The organism is Phytobacter sp. MRY16-398, assembly GCF_003925915.1.
GTDB lineage: Bacteria > Pseudomonadota > Gammaproteobacteria > Enterobacterales > Enterobacteriaceae > Phytobacter > Phytobacter diazotrophicus.
In genome coordinates this window covers 777099-797704 of the sequence record NZ_AP018756.1, presented here as the reverse complement: position 1 = coordinate 797704, position 20606 = coordinate 777099, and the positions used below count along the sequence as shown (strand labels likewise).

At 52.2% G+C, this 20606-nt stretch carries 19 protein-coding genes; 5 read left to right on the top strand and 14 right to left on the bottom strand.

Going from position 1 to position 20606, the window contains the following annotated elements; all coding sequences use genetic code 11:
* Window positions 1-44: 44 nt before the first annotated feature.
* On the bottom strand, window positions 45-515 hold the full coding sequence (locus tag MRY16398_RS03825; protein WP_079497101.1) for a carboxypeptidase-like regulatory domain-containing protein: 471 nt from the start codon (window positions 513-515) through the stop codon (window positions 45-47).
* A gap of 105 nt (window positions 516-620) precedes the next feature.
* Between MRY16398_RS03825 and MRY16398_RS03820 the strand changes: the two genes are divergently transcribed.
* A complete protein-coding gene (locus tag MRY16398_RS03820) occupies window positions 621-1154 on the top strand; it encodes a DUF3828 domain-containing protein (RefSeq protein WP_079497100.1) in 534 nt (177 codons plus the stop codon).
* Between the two features lie 96 nt (window positions 1155-1250).
* On the opposite strand, the gene MRY16398_RS03815 is transcribed toward MRY16398_RS03820, so the two are convergent.
* From MRY16398_RS03815 to MRY16398_RS03795, 5 genes are all read right to left on the bottom strand, one after another.
* On the bottom strand, window positions 1251-3539 hold the full coding sequence (locus tag MRY16398_RS03815) for a YgiQ family radical SAM protein (RefSeq protein ID WP_169038818.1): 2289 nt from the start codon (window positions 3537-3539) through the stop codon (window positions 1251-1253).
* Between the two features lie 184 nt (window positions 3540-3723).
* Window positions 3724-5136 (bottom strand): cell division protein FtsP, encoded by a 1413-nt coding sequence (gene ftsP / locus MRY16398_RS03810; RefSeq protein ID WP_039078083.1) that lies wholly within the window; start codon window positions 5134-5136, stop codon window positions 3724-3726.
* A gap of 69 nt (window positions 5137-5205) precedes the next feature.
* Window positions 5206-5943: a 1-acylglycerol-3-phosphate O-acyltransferase gene (locus MRY16398_RS03805; protein ID WP_039078084.1), complete on the bottom strand. Its 738-nt coding sequence runs from the start codon at window positions 5941-5943 to the stop codon at window positions 5206-5208.
* A gap of 175 nt (window positions 5944-6118) precedes the next feature.
* Window positions 6119-8377 (bottom strand): DNA topoisomerase IV subunit A, encoded by a 2259-nt coding sequence (parC, locus tag MRY16398_RS03800; protein WP_039078085.1) that lies wholly within the window; start codon window positions 8375-8377, stop codon window positions 6119-6121.
* A 173-nt stretch (window positions 8378-8550) separates the two neighbouring features.
* Window positions 8551-9417, bottom strand: a complete 867-nt coding sequence (locus MRY16398_RS03795; protein ID WP_071194544.1) for an AraC family transcriptional regulator — start codon at window positions 9415-9417, stop codon at window positions 8551-8553.
* Window positions 9418-9617: 200 nt separating this feature from the next.
* Here MRY16398_RS03795 and MRY16398_RS03790 point away from each other — a divergent pair, with 200 nt between their 5' ends.
* Together MRY16398_RS03790 and MRY16398_RS03785 are read left to right on the top strand one after the other, a co-directional pair.
* Window positions 9618-10199 (top strand): NAD(P)H-dependent oxidoreductase, encoded by a 582-nt coding sequence (locus MRY16398_RS03790; protein ID WP_039078087.1) that lies wholly within the window; start codon window positions 9618-9620, stop codon window positions 10197-10199.
* Window positions 10200-10229: 30 nt separating this feature from the next.
* Complete coding sequence (locus tag MRY16398_RS03785; protein ID WP_039078088.1) at window positions 10230-10544, top strand: putative quinol monooxygenase; 315 nt, start codon at window positions 10230-10232, stop codon at window positions 10542-10544.
* A gap of 183 nt (window positions 10545-10727) precedes the next feature.
* Here the strand turns inward: MRY16398_RS03785 and MRY16398_RS03780 are convergent, their stop codons facing one another.
* From MRY16398_RS03780 to uxuA, 3 genes are all read right to left on the bottom strand, one after another.
* On the bottom strand, window positions 10728-11066 hold the full coding sequence (locus tag MRY16398_RS03780; protein ID WP_039078089.1) for a DUF1869 domain-containing protein: 339 nt from the start codon (window positions 11064-11066) through the stop codon (window positions 10728-10730).
* A gap of 11 nt (window positions 11067-11077) precedes the next feature.
* Window positions 11078-11410, bottom strand: a complete 333-nt coding sequence (locus tag MRY16398_RS03775; protein ID WP_039078090.1) for a DUF1971 domain-containing protein — start codon at window positions 11408-11410, stop codon at window positions 11078-11080.
* A gap of 258 nt (window positions 11411-11668) precedes the next feature.
* Window positions 11669-12739: a mannonate dehydratase gene (uxuA, locus tag MRY16398_RS03770; RefSeq protein ID WP_039078091.1), complete on the bottom strand. Its 1071-nt coding sequence runs from the start codon at window positions 12737-12739 to the stop codon at window positions 11669-11671.
* Window positions 12740-13064: 325 nt separating this feature from the next.
* Between uxuA and uxaC the strand changes: the two genes are divergently transcribed.
* Window positions 13065-14471 carry a glucuronate isomerase gene (gene uxaC / locus MRY16398_RS03765; protein WP_125123856.1) on the top strand — a complete coding sequence of 469 codons (1407 nt, stop codon included), beginning with the start codon at window positions 13065-13067 and terminating at the stop codon, window positions 14469-14471.
* A gap of 20 nt (window positions 14472-14491) precedes the next feature.
* Window positions 14492-16024, top strand: a complete 1533-nt coding sequence (locus MRY16398_RS03760) for an MFS transporter (protein WP_110295737.1) — start codon at window positions 14492-14494, stop codon at window positions 16022-16024.
* A 48-nt stretch (window positions 16025-16072) separates the two neighbouring features.
* Here the strand turns inward: MRY16398_RS03760 and parE are convergent, their stop codons facing one another.
* Genes parE through nudF form a run of 5 tightly spaced genes read right to left on the bottom strand, consistent with a single transcriptional unit; the run spans window position 16073 to window position 20485 of the window.
* Complete coding sequence (gene parE, locus MRY16398_RS03755; RefSeq protein WP_039078188.1) at window positions 16073-17965, bottom strand: DNA topoisomerase IV subunit B; 1893 nt, start codon at window positions 17963-17965, stop codon at window positions 16073-16075.
* Window positions 17966-18006: 41 nt separating this feature from the next.
* The gene (gene yqiA, locus MRY16398_RS03750; protein ID WP_039078094.1) at window positions 18007-18582 is read right to left on the bottom strand and encodes an esterase YqiA; all 576 of its coding nucleotides are present in this window, start codon (window positions 18580-18582) and stop codon (window positions 18007-18009) included.
* Window positions 18582-19409 (bottom strand): 3',5'-cyclic-AMP phosphodiesterase, encoded by an 828-nt coding sequence (gene cpdA / locus MRY16398_RS03745; RefSeq protein ID WP_039078095.1) that lies wholly within the window; start codon window positions 19407-19409, stop codon window positions 18582-18584. The genes yqiA and cpdA overlap by 1 nt, the downstream gene beginning before the upstream one ends.
* A gap of 24 nt (window positions 19410-19433) precedes the next feature.
* Entirely contained in the window at window positions 19434-19856 is a 423-nt protein-coding gene (locus MRY16398_RS03740; RefSeq protein ID WP_039078096.1) for a DUF1249 family protein, read from the bottom strand.
* Window positions 19853-20485, bottom strand: coding sequence for an ADP-ribose diphosphatase (nudF, locus tag MRY16398_RS03735; protein ID WP_039078097.1), 633 nt, complete (start codon window positions 20483-20485; stop codon window positions 19853-19855). The genes MRY16398_RS03740 and nudF overlap by 4 nt, the downstream gene beginning before the upstream one ends.
* Between the last annotated feature and the right edge of the window lie 121 nt (window positions 20486-20606).

The window sequence follows — 20606 nt, the reverse complement described above, 5'->3', positions numbered from 1 at the left end:
AGTCCTTTTAGCCCGGCCTGAGTGCCGGGCTGATTTCCACCGACTCACTCAGCCGTGCGGGATGCCTGTATTTCTTTATACGGCACCCGCTGGCAGATATCCGGCGTTGTGCCCTCTTTATCCGTTGGCAGTTGCGTTTCAGGTAGCGTACACAGTACACCCACTTCCGATGGACCCGAGCCGTAAGGTCCACTCAACCCATATGAGAGCAACACATCGTATTGCTGCCCCTGCGCACTGATAAGCAAGCGGGAAAGGTTAATCTTGTCGATTGGCCCAACGGGTAAAAAGAACGACCATTCATGCTCGCCTGCAAAAGCGAAGAAGCCCTTGCTATCGGTTACGGTGCTGGCCCCTGGACGATAGCTTTTCAGCGTAATAGTGGCCGCAGGTATAGGTTTTCCGCTGCTATCCACCAGGCGGCCTTCCAGTGCGGGTTGAGACTGGGTGTATGCCACACACCCGCTTTGCAATAGCGCTAAAAGCGCGATACCCGGCCAGAATCGTGTTGCCATCACTCGCTCCTTGAATTCAGATAAACATCTCTTCGTATATGAAGACTTACGCCTGCACAAAGGCAATGCTACTCTGGGTACAGTGCCCCACAAGAAGAATCGACTATGCGAAAACTATTGGTATTGCTTTTTATTTGCAGCTTTTCCGCGTTTGGTGAATCTCCTCAGCGTAGCGTGGAATTGCTTTATCAGCACTATAAGGATAATCAAGCCGGGGTCATTTTTGATGCTTCCGGCAAGGATCAGGTGATTTCCAGCCGGCTCATGAAAGAGGTCGCAGAGGATCAGAGGCTGACGGCGGAGGGAGATGTAGGCTATTTGAATTACGATCCTATCTGCGGTTGCCAGGATTATGACAACCTGGTGCTGGAGCAGGTCGATATCGTGCCCCATGATAGTCAGCACGTTGACGCGGTGGTCCGCTTCCGCCCATTCAGCGATGGGCCGGAGACCGTTACACAGACGCTCTCTCTGGTGGATGAAAACGGCCGCTGGCTGATTGACGACATCGTCAATGAAACCCAGAGCTTATACCAGGGGATTAAAGAGTATAACCGCGAGCGACAGCAGGAAGCGCTGAGCGATAAAGCGGACGAAAAACATGTCACCAGCACACCTTCTTCCCAGCCTTCTCCCTAGCAGAGTGGCAGGCAAGTTAGCGCGTTCCCGGATGCGGCGCAAGCGCCTTATCCGGGCTACAGCCCCTCTCCCGAAGAGTAAGGGGTAGGTGAATCGTTAGCTCGCCTTACGCTTCACCGCTTTTTTTGCGTTATCGTTTTTCATTACGCCGCTTTTCACCGCGCCACTCTTCACAGCACCCGTTTTCACAGCATCACTTTTCACTGCGCCGTTTTTCGCAACGCCACGCTTTGCGGTTTCGCTGCGTGTGGAGCCGTTCTGACGCTGATGAACAATCGGGGTGTGTTTGGTCAGCGCCGGACGGGTATTACGATTCTGGCGACGTGCTTCACGCATTTCATCCAGCGTCGGGGCCGGTACCAGACAATCGCGACGTGAACCAATCAGGTGCTTTTTACCCATCTCTTCCAGCGCCTGACGGATCATCGGCCAGTTCGCCGGATCGTGGTAACGCAGCAGCGCTTTATGCAGACGACGCTGTTTGTCGCCCTTCGGCACCACCACATCTTCACTCTTATAACCAATCTTACCGAGCGGGTTTTTCCCGGTGTAATACATGGTCGTTGAGTTAGCGAGCGGTGACGGATAGAAGTTCTGCACCTGGTCGAGGCGGAAACGGTGGCGCTTGAGCCACAGCGCCAGATTGACCATATCCTCATCGCGCGTACCAGGGTGAGCAGAGATAAAGTACGGGATCAAATACTGCTCTTTACCGGCCTGCTTCGAGAAGGTATCAAATAGCTCTTTGAAACGGTCATAGCTCCCCATGCCCGGTTTCATCATCTTCGACAGCGGCCCTTCTTCGGTATGTTCCGGGGCAATCTTCAGATAGCCACCCACGTGGTGCGTCGCCAGCTCTTTGATATAACGCGGATCTTCTACGGCGATGTCGTAACGTACCCCGGAGGCGATCAGGATCTTTTTGATGCCTTTCAGATCGCGTGCGCGGCGGTACAAATTGATCGTCGGCTCATGGTTGGTATCCATGTGCTGGCAAATATCCGGGTACACACAGGACAAACGGCGACAGGTTTGTTCCGCGCGCGGCGACTTACAGCGCAGCATGTACATGTTGGCCGTTGGGCCACCCAGATCGGAGATGACGCCGGTAAAACCCGGAACCGTGTCACGAATTGCTTCGATCTCGTTAATGATTGAATCTTCCGAACGGCTCTGAATGATGCGCCCTTCGTGTTCGGTGATCGAACAGAAGGAGCAGCCACCAAAGCAGCCGCGCATAATATTGATGGAGAAACGGATCATTTCGTACGCCGGAATACGGCTGTTACCGTAGGCCGGATGCGGAACACGCTTGTACGGCAGGGCAAAAACACTGTCCATCTCTTCGGTAGAAAGCGGGATAGCCGGCGGGTTAATCCAGATGTAGCGATCGCCATGTTTTTGCATCAGTGCACGAGCACAGCCGGGGTTGGTTTCATGATGCAAAATACGCGAAGCGTGGGCATACAGCACTTTGTCGCTTTTGACCTTCTCAAAGGAGGGCAGCAGCACGTAGGTTTTTTCCCACGGTTTCGGACGCGGTGGCTGAACAACGACAGCTTTCGCTTCGGCTTTCTTCGGCTCGACAGGTTTGTTATCCGCGCACGGCAAATCTTCACCGTAGGGATGCGGAATCGGGTCGATTTTACCCGGCATATCAATAATACGTGAATCCACGCCGCTCCAGCCCGGCAGCGCTTCTTTCACCATGATCGCGGTGTTACGGACATCGCGAATCTCTGAGATAGGCTCGCCCTGTGCCAGACGGTGCGCCACTTCCACCAGCGGACGTTCACCGTTACCGAACATCAGCATGTCGGCTTTGGAGTCCACCAGCACCGAACGGCGCACGGTATCGGACCAGTAATCGTAATGGGCGGTACGGCGCAGGCTCGCTTCAATGCCACCGAGGATCACCGGCACATCTCTCCAGGCTTCTTTGCAACGCTGGGTATACGCAAGCGTCGCGCGATCCGGACGTTTACCCGCCACGTTATCCGGGGTGTAGGCATCGTCATGGCGCAGCTTACGATCCGCCGTATAGCGGTTGATCATCGAGTCCATGTTGCCTGCGGTCACGCCGAAGAACAGGTTTGGTTTACCCAAACGCATAAAGTCGTCTTTGCTGTTCCAGTCCGGCTGGGCAATGATGCCAACGCGAAAGCCCTGGGCTTCGAGCATACGACCACAGATAGCCATACCGAAGCTCGGGTGATCGACATACGCATCGCCGGTAACCAGAATGATGTCGCAGCTATCCCAGCCGAGTTGATCCATTTCATCGCGGGACATAGGTAAAAACGGAGCCGGACCAAAGCAGGCCGCCCAGTACTGGGGCCATGAAAAAAGGTCGCGATCCGGCTGGATCAGGGATATTGCGCTCATCTTGCTTCCAAAAAAGTGGCAAAAAAATAAACAAAGGGCGTGGATTATACGCTGGATCAATACATGAAATGAAGGAATATGTGTGGGGTTTTCGCCTCAGAACCCGAAGAGGATATAGCCCGGATAAGGCGTTTACGCCGTCATCCGGGAACGCTGTCGGGCGACAGAGTAGCATCCATATCGACTAGGCCGCCGGATTCACCAGCAACTGCCCGATCGAGCCGCGATCCGCCATCTCCAGGGTCTGACTGCCATACTGGAACGGGAAATGCGGCCATGACGGTTGCCCGTAATAGACCAGCAACTCCACCTGGCCATCAACCCACACGGTATCTTTCCAGCCACGATCTTCCGGGAACGGCATTGCGCCATTGACGTTACGCACCTGGAACTGTACGCCTTCCATATGGAATGATTGCGGCATGTCCGCACGCACTGTCCAGCGCTCCCAGGAGCCCTGCTGAGCGGTAATGTCGATACGCTGCGGATCCCACAGTTGCCCGTTGATCCCCGGATCGCTGCCCAGTGTAATATCGCGGCTGCGCACAGGCGTACCGGTCATGATGTCCGATGGCAAAAGCCGCATCGGTAAAGTATCGGTGACCAGTGGCAGCAGCCCGGTAGGCCGCAGCGTCAGTACCAGGGTGGAAATCAAAATACTGGAGGGCTCAAAAAAGCCGCGCAGACGATCCATGATGCCAGCCGCTTCACCACAGGTGACAGAAACCTCATCACCGTTGGTCATATCAACCAGCACCTCACGACGTTCACCCGGCGCCAGCGCCAGTTGCTTGATCGACACAGGAACAGGCAAAAACCCCTGATCGCCGGAGATCACATGCAGGGGACGTCCGTCACTCATCTGCAACTGATAACGACGAGAATTTGAGGCATTGAGCAGACGTAAACGCACCCAACCGCGCGACACCTCGACAAACGGGCTTTGCGCGCCGTTGACCATCAGGGTATCGCCGACAAAGCCGCCGCTGCCTGGCTCGCTGTATTCCGGCGTACCAAAATTATCCAGCCGTTTATCCTGGATAATAATCGGGAAATCATCCACACCGTAGTGGTTCGGAATGGGCAGCGATTTACTGACGTCATCTTCCACCAGCCACATTCCGGCGAGGCCATTGTAAACCTGCTGTGCGGTACGGTTCGGCGTGTTGGCGTGATACCAGAGCGTGGCGGCACTTTGGCGAATCGGCAGCACTGGCGCCCAATCATTATTCGCAGTCATCATCCGCGCGGCGCCGCCAATTAATGGCCCAGGCACTTGCAGCCCGCTCACCGTCATAGAGACATTTTCTGCCAGACGGTTGCTGTAAATCATTTTGACGTCATCGCCGCTCCAGACCCGGATAGTCGGCCCAAGATAACGCCCGTTAACCCCCCAGACCTGCGCGCGCGTTCCGGTAGCAAATGACCAGTGCGTACGCTGAAGAGTCAGGAAAAGCGGCTGCCCGCGACGGGATTCAATTAACGGAGGTATCGGCAGCGGCGGTTGCTGCCCGGCGGCGTTCGCCCTCAGCGGTATCGCGCCTGCGCAGAATGCAGCCCCGGATACCTGAATAAATTGACGCCGACTGAGTGACATAGTTGCTCCGTGTAAAAACTGAATAAACCGCGCGGGAAATCATTTCCCGGCATCAATATAGCAAAAGGATTAGACCCTTCCTGTGGCCTCGCGCTCAGCCACTTCTTTGTCCAGCTCATCGATTTTCGTTTTCATCAGCTCATGGCAATGCGCGGCCAGTTCACGAATCTGATCTTTACCGTAACCGGTGGTATCGATGGGGGGCAGCATTTCGACAATCACCAGCCCGTTTTTCAGGCGGTTAAGATTGATTTTATTCGACGTACCAGAGACACAAACCGGAATAATCGGCACGCCAGCGGCGATGGCTGCGTGGAACGCCCCTGTTTTGAACGGCAGCAACCCACGCCCACGGCTGCGGGTGCCTTCCGGGAACATCCAGACAGAAATATTGCGCTTCTGAATATGTTTCACCACCTGTGCAATGGTGCCGTGCGCCTTTGCCCGGTTATTACGATCAATCAGCAGGTTGCCCGTTAACCAGTAAAGCAAACCAAAAAACGGCACCCACAGCAGACTCTTTTTGCCGACGGTGACGGTTGGCGGTTGAACGATGTTAGACGCGGTGACCATATCGTAGTTGTTCTGGTGATTCGCGATATAGATAGCCTTGCCATGCTGCTCGTAACCCTGCGGGAAACGCTTTTCGACCTTTAAACCAAATACCGGAGCCAGGCGGCCAAACATATGCCCGAAGGTAGCAACATGCTTCGGATTACGTGGGCTGAACAGGCAGTAAAGAGAACCAAAGACACACACCAGAATGGAATAAATAACAACGATGATGAAGCGAACAATAAATAGCATAGCTACCTCGAAAACCCATCCCTATGTGCATAAACACTAGCCTGCAACACTCAGGCCTGGTTAGATGCGGGGTCGTAAAAACGTATTGTTAATCGCAACTCTGGAATAAACAACGCTTTTACGGGAAAAATTAGTCATTCCCCCAACGATGTGTGGGGGGATGAATGCAGAACAATTACTCTTCGCTGTTTCCGACGCTGGGGCGGGACGGTGAATCAATCTCAACGCGGTCGATACGCTGCAAGCCGCGCATCAGCGTCCCGCGACGGCCACGTTCTCCCTGCACTTTCTGCAGTTCTTCCGGGCGCAGTTTGATTTTACGTTTACCCACATGAATCGTCAGCGTGCTCTGCGGCGGTAGCAGGTAGAGATGCGCCAGGCCGTCTTCGCCTTTGGCGGCTTCCGCCGACGGAATGCCGATTATCTTGTTGCCTTTGCCTTTTGACAACTGCGGCAGATCGCCCACCGGGAACATCAGCATGCGGCCTGCCGTGGTGATCGCGAGCAGCATATCCGCGTCGTTTTCAATTTCCAGCGGCGGCATCACACGGGCGTTGTCCGGCAGACTGATCAGCGTCTTACCCGCACGGTTGCGCGCCACCAAATCGTTGAATGTGCAGACAAAACCGTAACCGGCATCGCTCGCCATCAGCAGTTTCTGGTCTTCGTTGGTCATGACCATATGCTCAACAACGGCACCCGGCGGCAGGGTCAGTTTACCGGTTAACGGCTCCCCTTGCCCACGCGCGGAAGGTAACGTGATCGGGTCAATGGCATAGCTGCGCCCGGTCGAGTCGATAAAGACCACCGGCTGATTGCTCTTGCCCTTCGCCGACGCTTTCCAGCTATCGCCCGCTTTGTAGCTTAAGCCCTGTGCATCAATGTCATGGCCTTTGGCGCTACGTACCCAGCCCATTTGCGACAGTACGATAGTCACTGGCTCAGACGGCTGCATATCGTGTTCGTTCATCGCTTTCGCTTCTTCGCGTTCATGCAGCGGTGAACGGCGGTCGTCGCCAAAGGCATCGGAATCCGCCTGCAGCTCTTTCTTGAGCAGATTATTCATCTTGCGCTCAGAGGCAAGGATAGCCTGCAGTTGATCGCGCTCTTTTGCCAGTTCGTCCTGCTCGCCGCGAATTTTCATCTCTTCGAGTTTGGCGAGGTGGCGTAATTTCAGTTCGAGAATGGCTTCGGCCTGGGTCTCGCTGATGCCAAACCGCGACATCAGAACCGGCTTCGGCTCATCTTCGGTGCGAATAATATGAATCACTTCGTCAATATTGAGGAATGCTACCAGCAGGCCTTCAAGGATATGCAGGCGCTTGAGCACTTTCTCCAGACGATAATTCAGGCGACGACGTACCGTATCGCGACGGAAAGTCAGCCATTCGGTGAGGATCTCCAGCAGGTTTTTCACCGCCGGACGTCCGTCCAGACCGATCATGTTGAGGTTAATACGGTAGCTTTTTTCCAGATCGGTGGTGGCAAACAGGTGGTTCATAACCTGCTCCATATCCACGCGGTTGGAGCGCGGCACAATCACCAGACGGGTCGGGTTTTCGTGGTCGGACTCATCGCGCAGGTCATCCACCATCGGCAGCTTTTTGTTGCGCATCTGGGCGGCAATCTGCTCCAGTACGCGCGCGCCGGAAACCTGGTGCGGCAACGCGGTAATCACCACGGCGCCGTCTTCTTTTTTCCACACCGCACGCATACGTACGGAGCCGCGACCGTTCTCGTAAATTTTACGGATTTCAGTTCGCGACGTGATGATTTCTGCTTCGGTCGGATAATCCGGCCCCTGAACGATATCCAGAATCTGGTCGAGGGTGGTTTTCGGCTGTTCAATCAGGGTGATCGCCGCTTTTGCCACTTCACGCAGGTTATGCGGCGGGATATCGGTCGCCATCCCGACTGCAATCCCGGTGGTGCCGTTTAGCAGAATGTTCGGCAGGCGCGCAGGCAGCATCTTCGGCTCCTGCAGCGTACCATCAAAGTTCGGAACCCAATCCGCCGTCCCCTGCCCCAGTTCACCCAGCAGCACTTCGGCGTATTTGGACAAACGGGATTCGGTATAACGCATTGCGGCGAAGGATTTCGGGTCGTCCGGCGCCCCCCAGTTCCCCTGCCCGTCAACCAGCGGGTAGCGATAGGAGAATGGCTGTGCCATTAAGACCATGGCTTCGTAACAGGCGCTGTCGCCGTGCGGGTGATATTTACCCAGTACGTCGCCCACGGTACGGGCGGATTTTTTGAATTTGGCGCTGGCGCTCAGCCCCAATTCAGACATAGCGTAAACAATGCGACGCTGAACAGGTTTCAGGCCATCACCGATAAACGGCAACGCACGGTCCATGATGACGTACATGGAATAGTTCAGATACGCGTTTTCCGTAAATTCATGTAGCGCAAGGCGCTCTGCCATATCGCTCATTAAGTGTGATTCCTCAACATGTGCGTCCGCCTTTTCGGCGGCAATATTGCCGCAGATACTACCCTATCTGTGACGTTAAGGCATAGTGATGCGCGTACAAAACCTATCGCGCCGGGGGACTTTCGCCTGTTCAGGCATCTGGCGGCCACCGAAGGCTGGTGACCGCGTCAGGCTTACACGAGAGGAAGGTAAATATCGGTCTTGAGTTCGTGCTCAGGCACCTGATGCACAAAATTCAGATAGTGGAAAAAGACCGGGAAATCGCGCACGGTTTCACCACTCTCCGGCAGCCAGTGCCGAAAGAGGTGATACACGCTCTCTCCCACGGAGTCGAGCGAGCCATGATGACGGATGACCGCGCAGCGCCCGCCGGGGATTTCGCCATTTTCGACGCCAAACGTATTTGCCGGTACTGCCTGCTCCACGGCCGCACAAATATCAAAGCGGAACGCGTCGGCAGGCACTGACTCGGGATCGTCCCATGCAATACCGTATGTCGGATAACGCTCAACCGGCGAAAGACCGCTACTTCGCCGCCACTCAATAAATGTCGCGGCGCTGGCATTCACCTGCGCCGGGTCGCCCCGGTGTTTTAGCATCGCCACTGGCGTGGTCGGAAACAGGACTATGTTGATCTCTTTCATCGTTCGCTCCTGAGAAACGTTTTTCGGTACGCGTCGGTGCCAGTTCACCCAGTCCGGTTCACGACGAAACTGACGGGGACTGGCGCCTAACGCCGTTTTGAAGGCGCGACTGAACGACTCCGGATTTTGAAAACCCGCATCCAGGGCGATATCGATAATTTTATCGTGCGGATTAAACGCCAGCCGCCATGAGGCGTGACGCAGCCGCAGCCACTGGATATAGCGATAAAGCGGCATTCCGCTCCAGGCTGTAAACATCCGGTGAAAGTGAAAAGGCGAGCAGTGCGCAATCGCACTCAATGCCTCCAGTAATAAGGGCTCATCCAGATGACGTTCAATGTAGTGACAAACCATTCTGAAACGTGCTGAATAAACCGCCTTACGCGTGTCGTTCATCGCATCCTCCTGAGGCGCTACTTTGGCGGTTCGACGAAGGTTAATCCTGACCGATCTTGCGCAATACACGCAGTCGTTTCAGTCCCACTCCGAAAGCGATTATTGCTTTAAATGCAAAAGTCTTTGCACGCTTTGCCAGTTTTGTCATTGACGCATGCGGGATAAAATTACCGGCATTAACGTTTTGCTAAGGACAAAAAATGAGCAATATCCTGATTATCAACGGCGCAAAAAAATTCGCCCACTCTAATGGTCAACTCAATGACACCCTCACCTCTGTCGCCGAAAGTTTTCTGCGTGATAACGGACACGCAGTAAAAAGCGTACGTACCGACGGAGATTATGATGTTAAAGAAGAAGTGCAGAATTTTCTCTGGGCCGATGTGGTTATCTGGCAGATGCCAGGCTGGTGGATGGGTGCTCCCTGGACCGTAAAAAAATACATGGACGATGTGTTTACCGAAGGCCACGGCTCGCTGTATGCCAGCGATGGGCGAACCCGTTCTGACGGCGCGAAAAAGTACGGTTCCGGTGGTCTGATTCAGGGGAAAAAATACATGCTTTCTCTGACCTGGAACGCACCGCTTGATGCCTTTACCGATGAAGAGCAGTTCTTCCATGGCGTCGGCGTTGACGGTGTTTATCTGCCGTTCCACAAAGCGAATCAGTTCCTTGGGATGGAAGCTCTGCCGAGCTTTATCGCGAATGACGTGATCAAAATGCCAGATGTGCCGCGTTATATTGAGGAATATCGCAAGCATCTTGCGGAGATTTTTGCTTAACTGTGAAGCTGGACTTAGAAGGAGTTAACCATGTTGACAGTGATTGCTGAAATTCGTACCCGTCCTGGCCAGCACCATCGCCAGGCGGTCCTTGATCAATTCGCAAAAATTATCCCGACTGTGTTGCAGGAAGAGGGTTGCCATGGCTATGCGCCGTGGGTTGACCATGCCGCAGGCGTCAGTTTCCAGACGAGCGCACCGGACTCCATTATCATGGTGGAAAACTGGGAGAGCGTGGCGCATTTAGAAGCGCATCTGCAAACGCCACATATGAAAGCCTGGAGCGAAGCCGTGAAAGGCGATGTGCTGGAAACGCATATCCGCATTCTGGAACAAGGGGTCTAATCTCCTCGTTGTCCCCCGATCTTGTCTCAGGGTTTCCCGGATGCGGCGTAAGCGTCTTGTCCGGGCTATACAAGGGATCGGCGATACGCGTTGCCATTAACCCTGTGAGATAAAAGCTATAAATTTTCATCTCACAGGGGTAAATCACGATAACAGCATCCTTCATGCGACATCAAAAGCGATTCACCATCCGCAGACGTTGGTCTCTTCATCAGACTCATAGCCACGCACGATGTTGATCAGATCTTTGACCGCATCCGCCGCCACAGTGGCATCGTGCAGCTCTGCCAGCGCAGAGAAATCTTTATCCACTGACACGCCGTTGTTGTTATTGGTCACCGTCAGGATAAAACCCTTCTCGCTTGCGCTCTTATCCGCCAATTTTTCAACCAGCTCAGCCACCGCCGCGACGGCGATATCCGGCACATACAGCGCCATCGGTTTCAGATACACTTTTTCTGCCGTTGTTTTGCTGCCACGGTTTGTGACGGCCAGCGAATAGCCTTTGTTTTCCGTTGTCATGACATCCCCCCTCAACCTTCAATCAGTACTTTGGGATCGACCCAAAAATCGACGTTGAATACCGTATCGTCTGATAGCGCTTCAATGCGGTGCCACTTTTCTGCCGGAAATACGCCAAACTGTCCGGCTTCGATGGTCATCGTTTCCACCGGTTGCGGGCTGGTTTCATCGGCATAGCCGTAATAGCGAATCGCCCCCTGCATAACGCACAAGCGTGGATTTACCCCCTGGCGCGTACCGGCATCCAGATGCCGCTGCCAGATAGAGGCGGGGGCGGTCTCTTTAGTCCATAACGGTGTTGAGCGCACGTGCACATAATGTGTTGGTATAACAATGCGTTGCATGTTTCATCCTTAATAAAATATGCGTCGGTTGAAACGATATATTGCAAATAAAATACACCTTTAAAGTGAGAATAAAAGCGTTGAAGCGGCGTTGTACGCCATGAGGAGTAGAGGGGGAGTAGACCGGGAAGAAGAGAGATAACGGTTATGAAAAAGCGCAGCCGGGACATCCGGTTGCGCCGTAAAACGCCTTATTCAGGCGTGCCTGATTTCAGAACCGCAGGGATCTGGCGAGGCAATACCGCCAGTTTCAGAACATTACGCCGACTGTTTTTGCAACGCTTCCCACAGGCCCACAAGGTAAGTGACACCCAGCGCGCGATCGTATAATCCGTAGCCCGGACGACCGGTTTCCCCCCAGATAAAACGGCCATGATCCGGGCGAATATAACCCTCGAAACCATTGTCGTGCAGCGCTTGCATCACTTTGTACATATCCAGAGAGCCGTACTGTGACGGATGTGCGCACTCATAAAAGTCTTTATCCTTAATAAGTTTAATATTACGCACATGGGCAAAATGAATACGCTTGCGACGGGTAAATTCAGCCAGAATCTCGTAGACATTATTTTCAGGGTCTTCGGCAATTGAGCCCGTACACAGGGTGATACCATTGGCTTCTGAATCGACGGCGTTACAGAGCCAATCCAGATCCTGACGATTTTTGACAACGCGCGGCAGGCCGAAAATAGAGTACGGCGGATCGTCCGGATGGATTGCCATTTTGACACCAACGTCTTCACAAACCGGAATGACTGCCTTGAGAAAATAAACTAAATTTTCCCGTAATTTTTCGTCGTCGACACCTTTATAACTGGCGAATAATTTCTGTACCTGCGCCAGACGTTCAGGTTCCCACCCAGGCAGTGCAAAGCCGTTTGAATTACTGAGCACCTCACTCACCACCTCTTCCAGGCTTTTATCAATATCCTTTTTCTCAAAGGCCATGGTCAGGGAGCCGTCTGGCAGAACATAGTTCATGTCAGTCTTCATCCAGTCAAAAACAGGCATGAAGTTGTAGCAAATGACCTTCACACCAAACCGCGCCAGATTGCGAATGGTTTGCTTGTAATTTTCAATGTAACGGTCGCGACTCGGTAGGCCAATTTTGATGTCATCATGAATATTAACGCTCTCGATGACTTCCATTTTCAGGCCGGCGGCAGTGGCCTGGCCGACCAGCGCTTCAATCTTATCTTCGGGCCATATTTCACCCACCGGGATGTCGTACAACGCACCGACAACCCCTTCTACGCCCGGAACCTGACGAATATATTCCAGAGAAACTTTGTCCTCTGTTGACCCAAACCACCGCATTGTCATCTGCATAGAACAACCTCAACCCGAATGAGCAAAAATATCTACCATACTAGTAGATGATGAGCAGTACAGTAAAACGATGGGCTTTAATAATCAATAGATTTTCTGAATCAATAAACGAGGTTAAATATATTGAACAATATGTTAAGCGCCCGTTAACAATCTAACTACAAGCACAGTTAAAACACTATTTCAAAATTTGACCCCCTTCACATAATTAAAAACTTATATGGTATGGTAGTAGACTGTGCGGTTTTTAGGTATACCGTAAATACAGCTCAGTTATTGCATTTATAAAAAAACCTTCGGTAAAAATTTCAGGAGCAAGTCGATCATGACGTTGATTAACGACGATTTTATGATTAACAGTAAAGCAGGAAAAATACTATATACGCGCTATGCGAAGAAACAGCCGATACTGGATTATCATTGTCATCTTGAAGCCCGGGACATTTTCGAAAACAAACCTTTTCGCGATATCACCCAGCTCTGGCTTGAAGGTGATCACTACAAATGGCGAGCTATGCGCGCCAATGGCATTCAGGAAAAATATATTACAGGCAATGCTTCTGCTGAGGAGAAGTTTGAAGCCTGGGCTAAAACGATTGAATCCAGCTTTGGCAATCCGTTATATCACTGGACACATCTTGAACTCGCCACCTATTTTGATATTCACACCCCGCTAAACCGTAACAACTGGCGTGAAGTGATGAATGAATGTAACAATAAACTAAAAAATAGTGATTTTTCACCTCGCGCACTTATTTCGCGGTCAAATGTTGAAATTATTTGCACGACGGATAAGCCCCTGGATGATTTGAAATACCACCAGCGTCTTAAAAATGAGAAAGGGTTCGCTACGCGCGTATTACCGACATTTCGCCCCGATGAGTTATTCGAAACAGATCCTATCCGGTTTAGCCAATTTGTCACTCAACTCGCTGAAATAAGCTCAGTCAATATTACGCATTTTTCATCATTCATTGCTGCGATTGCCGCGCGTATCGATTTCTTCCATGAGGTTGGCTGTCGTATTTCCGATCATGGCCCGGTAGAAGTGAGCTATCAGCGCGTCAGCGATGAACAAGCAGAGGCGCTTTTTGCGGCCAGAATGGCGCAACAAACACTTTCCGCGGAAGGGATGCAGGCATGGAACAGCATTATCTTTGTGAAACTCGCTGCTCTCTATAAGCAAAAAGAGTGGGCAATGCAGATTCATTTCGGTGCTATCCGAAATAATAATATGCCGCAATATCACGCTATTGGTATTAATAGTGGTTTTGATTCAATTGCCGACCAACAAAACCTGGCTGCGAATTTAAATGCCCTGCTTAACGCAATGGCGGAAAATAATGGTCTGCCTAAAACCATTCTCTATAATTTAAACGCTGGCTATAACGATATTGTAGCCTCGGCATTGGCTAATTTTCAGAGTGGCGAAGAAGGGATTAAATCACCCATGCAGTTCGGTTCTGGATGGTGGTTTAACGATACCCAACGCGGCATGAACAATCAATTAATGACTCTGGCCGACCAGGGATTACTTGCCAATTTTATTGGCATGCTTACGGATTCCCGTAGTTTTGTGTCTTATACCCGCCATGATTATTTCAGACGTATTCTTTGCAACCTTATAGGCGGTTGGGTGGATCGGGGCGAAGTACCAGAAGATATGGATATTTTATCCAGTATGATCAAAGGGATTTGCGCTGACAACGCCCGTTCTTATTTCAATTTCTGATTTTATAATCGAGATAAAACATGAAGAACTCAGAAAGAAAAATTACCATACCTGTCAGTATCGGTTATGGCCTTACCGATATTATGGGTGGTGGTGCTTTTACCGTCATTGGCGCATGGCTATTATTTTATTACACAACGTTTGTGGGCCTCTCGCCATTAGAAGCTGCTTCCATCGTAGCTATAGCGCGTATTGTCGATGCTATTATCAGTTTGTTCATGGGAACATTCACAGACCATTTTTATAAAAATAGGCTGGGTAAGAAATTTGGCCGTCGCCGATTTTTCCTGCTGATTGGTTCACCGTTAATGCTGGTTTATGCTCTTCTTTGGCTTAATGGCATGAACTACTGGTTCTATCTCAGCGTATATCTTGCCTTTGAAATTATCGCTGCCATGGTGCTTATCCCGTGGGAAACGCTGCCCTCTGAAATGACCAAAGATTTCAACGCCAGGACAAAACTATCCACCGGGCGTATGTTTCTTTCTGCAACGGGAACCTTTCTCGCCACATTTATTCCGGGGCTGCTGATTGGCTACCTCGGCGAAAAGAGTGCGGAAGCCTATCTGATAAACGGCATCGTATTTGCCGTGGCTTTTATGGTTTGCGTATTTATCTCGTGGAAAGTGACCTGGGAGCGCGAATTAACGCCGGAAATGCTTGCCGAACTGGAAAGCGATCGCTCAGCTTCACGGGTCAATATTCTGGGCCTTTTTAAGGACTACTTGTCAACGCTGAAAGTGAGAGCCTTCCGTAAACATCTGGCCATCTATCTGCTCTCGTTTACCGCCAAAGACATTTACAATACCGTTTTCGTCTTTTTCTGCGTCTACTGCCTGCAAGTTTCCTCCGCATTTGCGGGAAGCCTGCTGTCGATGAGTATCATCGGTCTGCCCGTTACGCTGGTGGCCGGTTTCGCTATCATCAAATTTGGCCCATCAAAACTTTATGTTTTTGCCTACAGTACGATGATGCTTTGCCTTGGCGGTATTCTGCTGATTTATCTCTTCCCGACGGAGCAAAAAGCCCTGTTGCTGATTATCCTGGCCGGTTTGTACCAGGTCGGTCGCTGTGTTCTGGAATTTACCCCGTGGAATGTCTTCCCGTTTATTCCGGATATTGATGAGATGATTACGCGTCAGCGCCGTGAAGGTCTGTTTGCAGCGGTGATGACCTTCTCTCGCAAAACTACCGTCGCTATTGCGACCTTTGTTGTCGGTTTTATTTTGCAGGAGGGCGGTTTTGTAAAAGGCAGCCAGGTCCAGCCAGAACAAGCAGTGCATACCATTGCCATGACACTGTTTATTGGTACCGCAGGTTTGCTGGTTCTCGCCTTATGGCAGGCTCTGACCTTCCATTTGAATAAACAGACCCACAAAGTATTTGTTGATGAAGTAGATAGACTGAAAAAGAATGGTTCACGTGCCGCAGTAACACCTGAAACACGCAGCATTGTGGAAGATCTGACTGGGGTAAAATATGAAAAACTCTGGCCGGAAATGGCCCCTGAAACACAGCCCCTCTCGCCGAAACAGAAAGCGATAATGGACTAACTGAGGCAAGCACTCTTCAGGCCACCAGGCCTGAAGAGTCTCAGTGGCTTAAACTTCAATATCCGCCATATCACCTTTTTCCTGCAGCCAGTTGCGACGATCTTCCGAACGTTTCTTGGCCAACAGCATATCCATCATTGCATTCGTCCGCTGATCATCGTCATCACTGATGACGAGCTGCACCAGTCGGCGAGTGTTAGGATCAAGCGTCGTCTCGCGCAACTGCATCGGGTTCATTTCACCCAGGCCTTTAAAGCGCTGCACGTTTGGCTTGCCTTTTTTGCGCTTAAGCTGCTCCAGCACACCCGTTTTCTCTTCTTCGGTCAGGGCATAGTAAACTTCTTTGCCCAGATCGATACGATACAACGGCGGTAGAGCAACGTAGACATGGCCGTTCTTCACCAGCGTGCGGAAATGTTTCACAAACAGCGCGCACAGCAGCGTCGCAATGTGCAGACCATCCGAGTCAGCATCCGCCAGAATACAGATCTTGCCGTAACGCAACTGGCTCAGATCGTCACTGTCCGGATCGATACCGATCGCCACAGAGATATCATGCACTTCCTGCGAAGCCAGCACCTCATCAGAGGAGACTTCCCAGGTATTCAGGATCTTACCTTTCAGCGGCATGATCGCCTGATATTCACGATCGCGCGCCTGCTTGGCAGAACCGCCCGCCGAATCACCTTCCACCAGGAACAGCTCGGTACGGTTGAGATCCTGAGCGGTACAGTCAGCGAGTTTGCCTGGCAGCGCCGGGCCACTGGTGAGCTTTTTACGCACCACTTTCTTCGCGGCACGCAGGCGACGCTGGGCGCTGGAAATCGCCATTTCCGCCAGCATTTCTGCGGCCTGCACGTTCTGGTTCAGCCACAGGCTAAAGGCATCTTTCACTACGCCGGAAACAAAGGCCGCACACTGGCGCGATGACAGACGCTCTTTGGTCTGCCCGGCGAACTGCGGATCCTGCATCTTCACCGACAACACATATGCGCAGCGTTCCCAGATATCTTCCGCCGAGAGCTTCACGCCGCGCGGCAGAATATTGCGGTATTCGCAAAACTCACGCATCGCGTCGAGCAACCCTTGACGCAAACCGTTTACATGAGTACCGCCCTGCATGGTAGGGATCAGGTTGACGTAGCTTTCCGTCAACAACTCACCGCCTTCCGGCAGCCAGAGCAGTGCCCAATCCACGGCTTCGGTTTCAGCCGCAAAGTTGCCAATAAACGGTTTTTCCGGCAGCGTCGGCAGGCCATTTACCGCTTCGGCAAGATAGTCATTCAGACCGTCCTGATAGCACCAGCGCTGCTCGGCGTTGTTCACCTCATCTTTAAAGGTGATTTCCACGCCAGGGCACAGCACGGCTTTCGCTTTCAACAGATGGCTCAGGCGGGAGACGGAAAAACGCGGGCTGTCGAAGAACTTCTCGTCCGGCCAGAAGTGGACGCTGGTACCGGTCGCGCGTTTCGCGCAGGTCCCGACAACCTTGAGGTCGCTGACCTTCTCGCCATTTTCGAAAGCGATATTGTAAATCTGACCGTCACGCTTCACGTTCACTTCCACGCGACGAGACAGGGCGTTGACCACAGAAATCCCTACGCCGTGCAAGCCACCGGAGAACTGATAGTTCTTGTTGGAAAACTTGCCGCCAGCGTGCAGACGGCAAAGAATCAGCTCGACCGCAGGCACCCCCTCTTCCGGGTGAATATCCACCGGCATACCGCGACCATCATCAATGACCTCAAGAGATTGATCGGCGTGCAGAATGACATCCACGCGCTTCGCGTGGCCTGCCAGCGCTTCGTCCACGCTGTTATCAATAACTTCCTGACCAAGATGGTTGGGACGGGTGGTATCGGTATACATCCCCGGACGGCGGCGAACCGGCTCAAGCCCGGTGAGTACCTCTATGGCATCAGCGTTATAGGATTGCGTCATGGTGTGTTCGTAGATAGTGACCGCTTCGTTTCCCGGCGGGCTCAATGGAGCCCAAGGAAATCGACAATCTGTGTGAAATGATTCTCAAAGCCCACAAATGCATGGTTACCGCCCTCTTCTACCGTCTGACGACATGCGTCGTAATACGCCACGGCCTGGCGGTAATCCAGCACTTCGTCCCCTGTCTGTTGCAGCAACCAGATTAAATCCGGCGCGTCCAGCGGGTCGACCTGCATCACTTTGAGCTCGTAAATATGGCGAGACTCTAGCACATATTGCTCCCCGGTGTAGGGGTTCTCGTTGTTACCGAGGAACTCTGCCAGCAATTCAAACGGGCGAACGGCAGGATTCACCACTACCGCTGGCAGCGTAAAACACTGAGAGAGCCAGGTTGCGTAGTAGCCCCCAAGGGACGAACCGACAATACCCAGCGGCTGCCCGCCATGTTGCATCACCAACGATTCCAGCAGTTCCGCAGCCTGCGCCGGGTAAGCGGGCAACTGGGGAACGACAACGTTGATATCAGGGTAATGTTCAGCCAGCCAATGACGCAACTGCGTCGCTTTCGCAGAACGCGGCGAGCTGTTAAAACCATGCAAATAAAGGAGCGTGGCCATCAGTATCCTTCTGACGCGGTATCCGGGTTGAACCGCGTGCATTGCAAACGACAGACCTCAGTTTGCAGGCTTCCGTCCGGGTACAGATCCAACCAGCGCCAGCCCGGCGCGATTGTGTCGAGAGTGAAATTGGCACAATGCGGTTTAAACTGCACGCAGGTCGATGGCGTCGCTAACAGGCGGCGGCCATTCCAGTTGAGGTCCAGCTCCTGGTGAATATGCCCGCATAACAGGTAGCGAACATGTGGGAAACGCGCCAGCACGTTATCCAGCTCTGCGGCATTGCGCAGGCTGTGTTGATCCAACCAGCTACATCCCGAAGGCAACGGGTGATGATGTAACAATAGCAGCGTATGACGTTCAGGACTGGCACTCAGTTTTTTTTCCAGCCAGTCGAGCTGGAATTCACTCAACTCACCGTGCGGAACGCCAAATACCTGGCTATCAAGCAGGAGAATTTGCCAGTTATCGCCAGTGATTACCCGTTTGGATGAGGATATTCCTGCTTCCTGCAGTGCGGTATACATCGCCGGTTGAAAGTCATGATTGCCTGGCAGCCAGACACAAGGCGCGCCAAATCTTGCGATGCCCTCAGCAAAATGCTGATAAGCCGCAGCGGTCTGATCCTGCGCCAGGTCGCCCGTAGCGACAATCAAATCACACTCACGCTGCTGGGCCTGAATGGCATCCAGTACGGCCTGATAGCTTTCCCAGGTATTCACACCTAACAACGTTTCATGTTTTTCGGCAAACAGGTGAGTGTCTGTAATTTGTAATATCCTGACTCTGGCCCCACCAGCCAGAGGAAGGTTTAACAGGCTTTCCAAATGGTGTCCTTAGGTTTCACTACGCTAACAAACCGGAATCGCCATTGCTCCATGTGCTAAACAGTAACGTAGCCAGTCGGCCAGAAACTGATTAATTTGATGCTTTTCGTCGCGTTGATGCAACTTTTTATTCGGATAATCATAACGCGCTTTAAAACGAAAGATCTGCTGACTCGAACACACTTCGGCTACCATCGCGTCGTGATACAGGCGCACTGTCATTGATGGCAGGCTCCAGTAGCTGACTGCGGGCAGGGTCTGTTCGATTTCCACAAGCGTAGTGTAGCGGGTGGACTCGACAATCGTTAACCGGTATTGCGCATTCGCCACCTGATAGCTCACTGTTTCGCCTGCCTCGTCGTTACGCGGCAACAGGCGGCGGAGCTGCGCGAAATTGGTCTCGCACAGGCGCATCATTTCAGGGAAGTCAGGTGTATAACGCTTCATTTTTTCCACTCGTTTCGTAAGCTCTCATAATGCAGTTGCAGCCATTGCAGGGCGATGACAGACGCTGCGTTGTCGATTTTCCCCTCTTCTACCAACTGATAAGCCTGTTCCCGGCTCACCACATGAACACGAATATCTTCGTTTTCATCCACCAGACCGTGAATACCTTCGGCCTGCGTGGCGTCCACTTCGCCAACCAATATGGATAAGCGCTCGCTGGTGCCCCCAGGGCTTGCCAGATAGCTCAACATCTTTTTTACCCGCCCCACGGTCAGCCCGGCTTCCTCTACCGCCTCACGTCGAACGACATCTTCAACAGACTCGCCCTCTTCGATCATGCCGGCCACCATCTCCAGCAACCATGGGCTTTCGCTGGTATCAAACGCAGCAATGCGAATCTGTTCGACTAACACCACTTCATCCCTTACTGGGTCAAAGGGTAGCAAGACTGCAGCGTGGCCGCGTTCAAAAATTTCGCGCCGTACCTCACCGCTCATCTCACCATTGAACAAACGATGACGAAAACGGTAGAGTTCGAGCGAAAAAAAACCGCTATAGAGCGTTTCCCGTGCAATAATTTCTACATCGTTTTTTGTGAAAGTCACAGCAGAGGTTTCTGGCTTACTCATGCGGATATCCTGTTATTAATTAATGTTGATTTTGTGGTTTTCAAGCCTGTTTGACTGCCGTTTAAAGCGCCATGTGATAGATTGGGGCAAATTTACGTCGGATGGCACTTTACGCCAACCT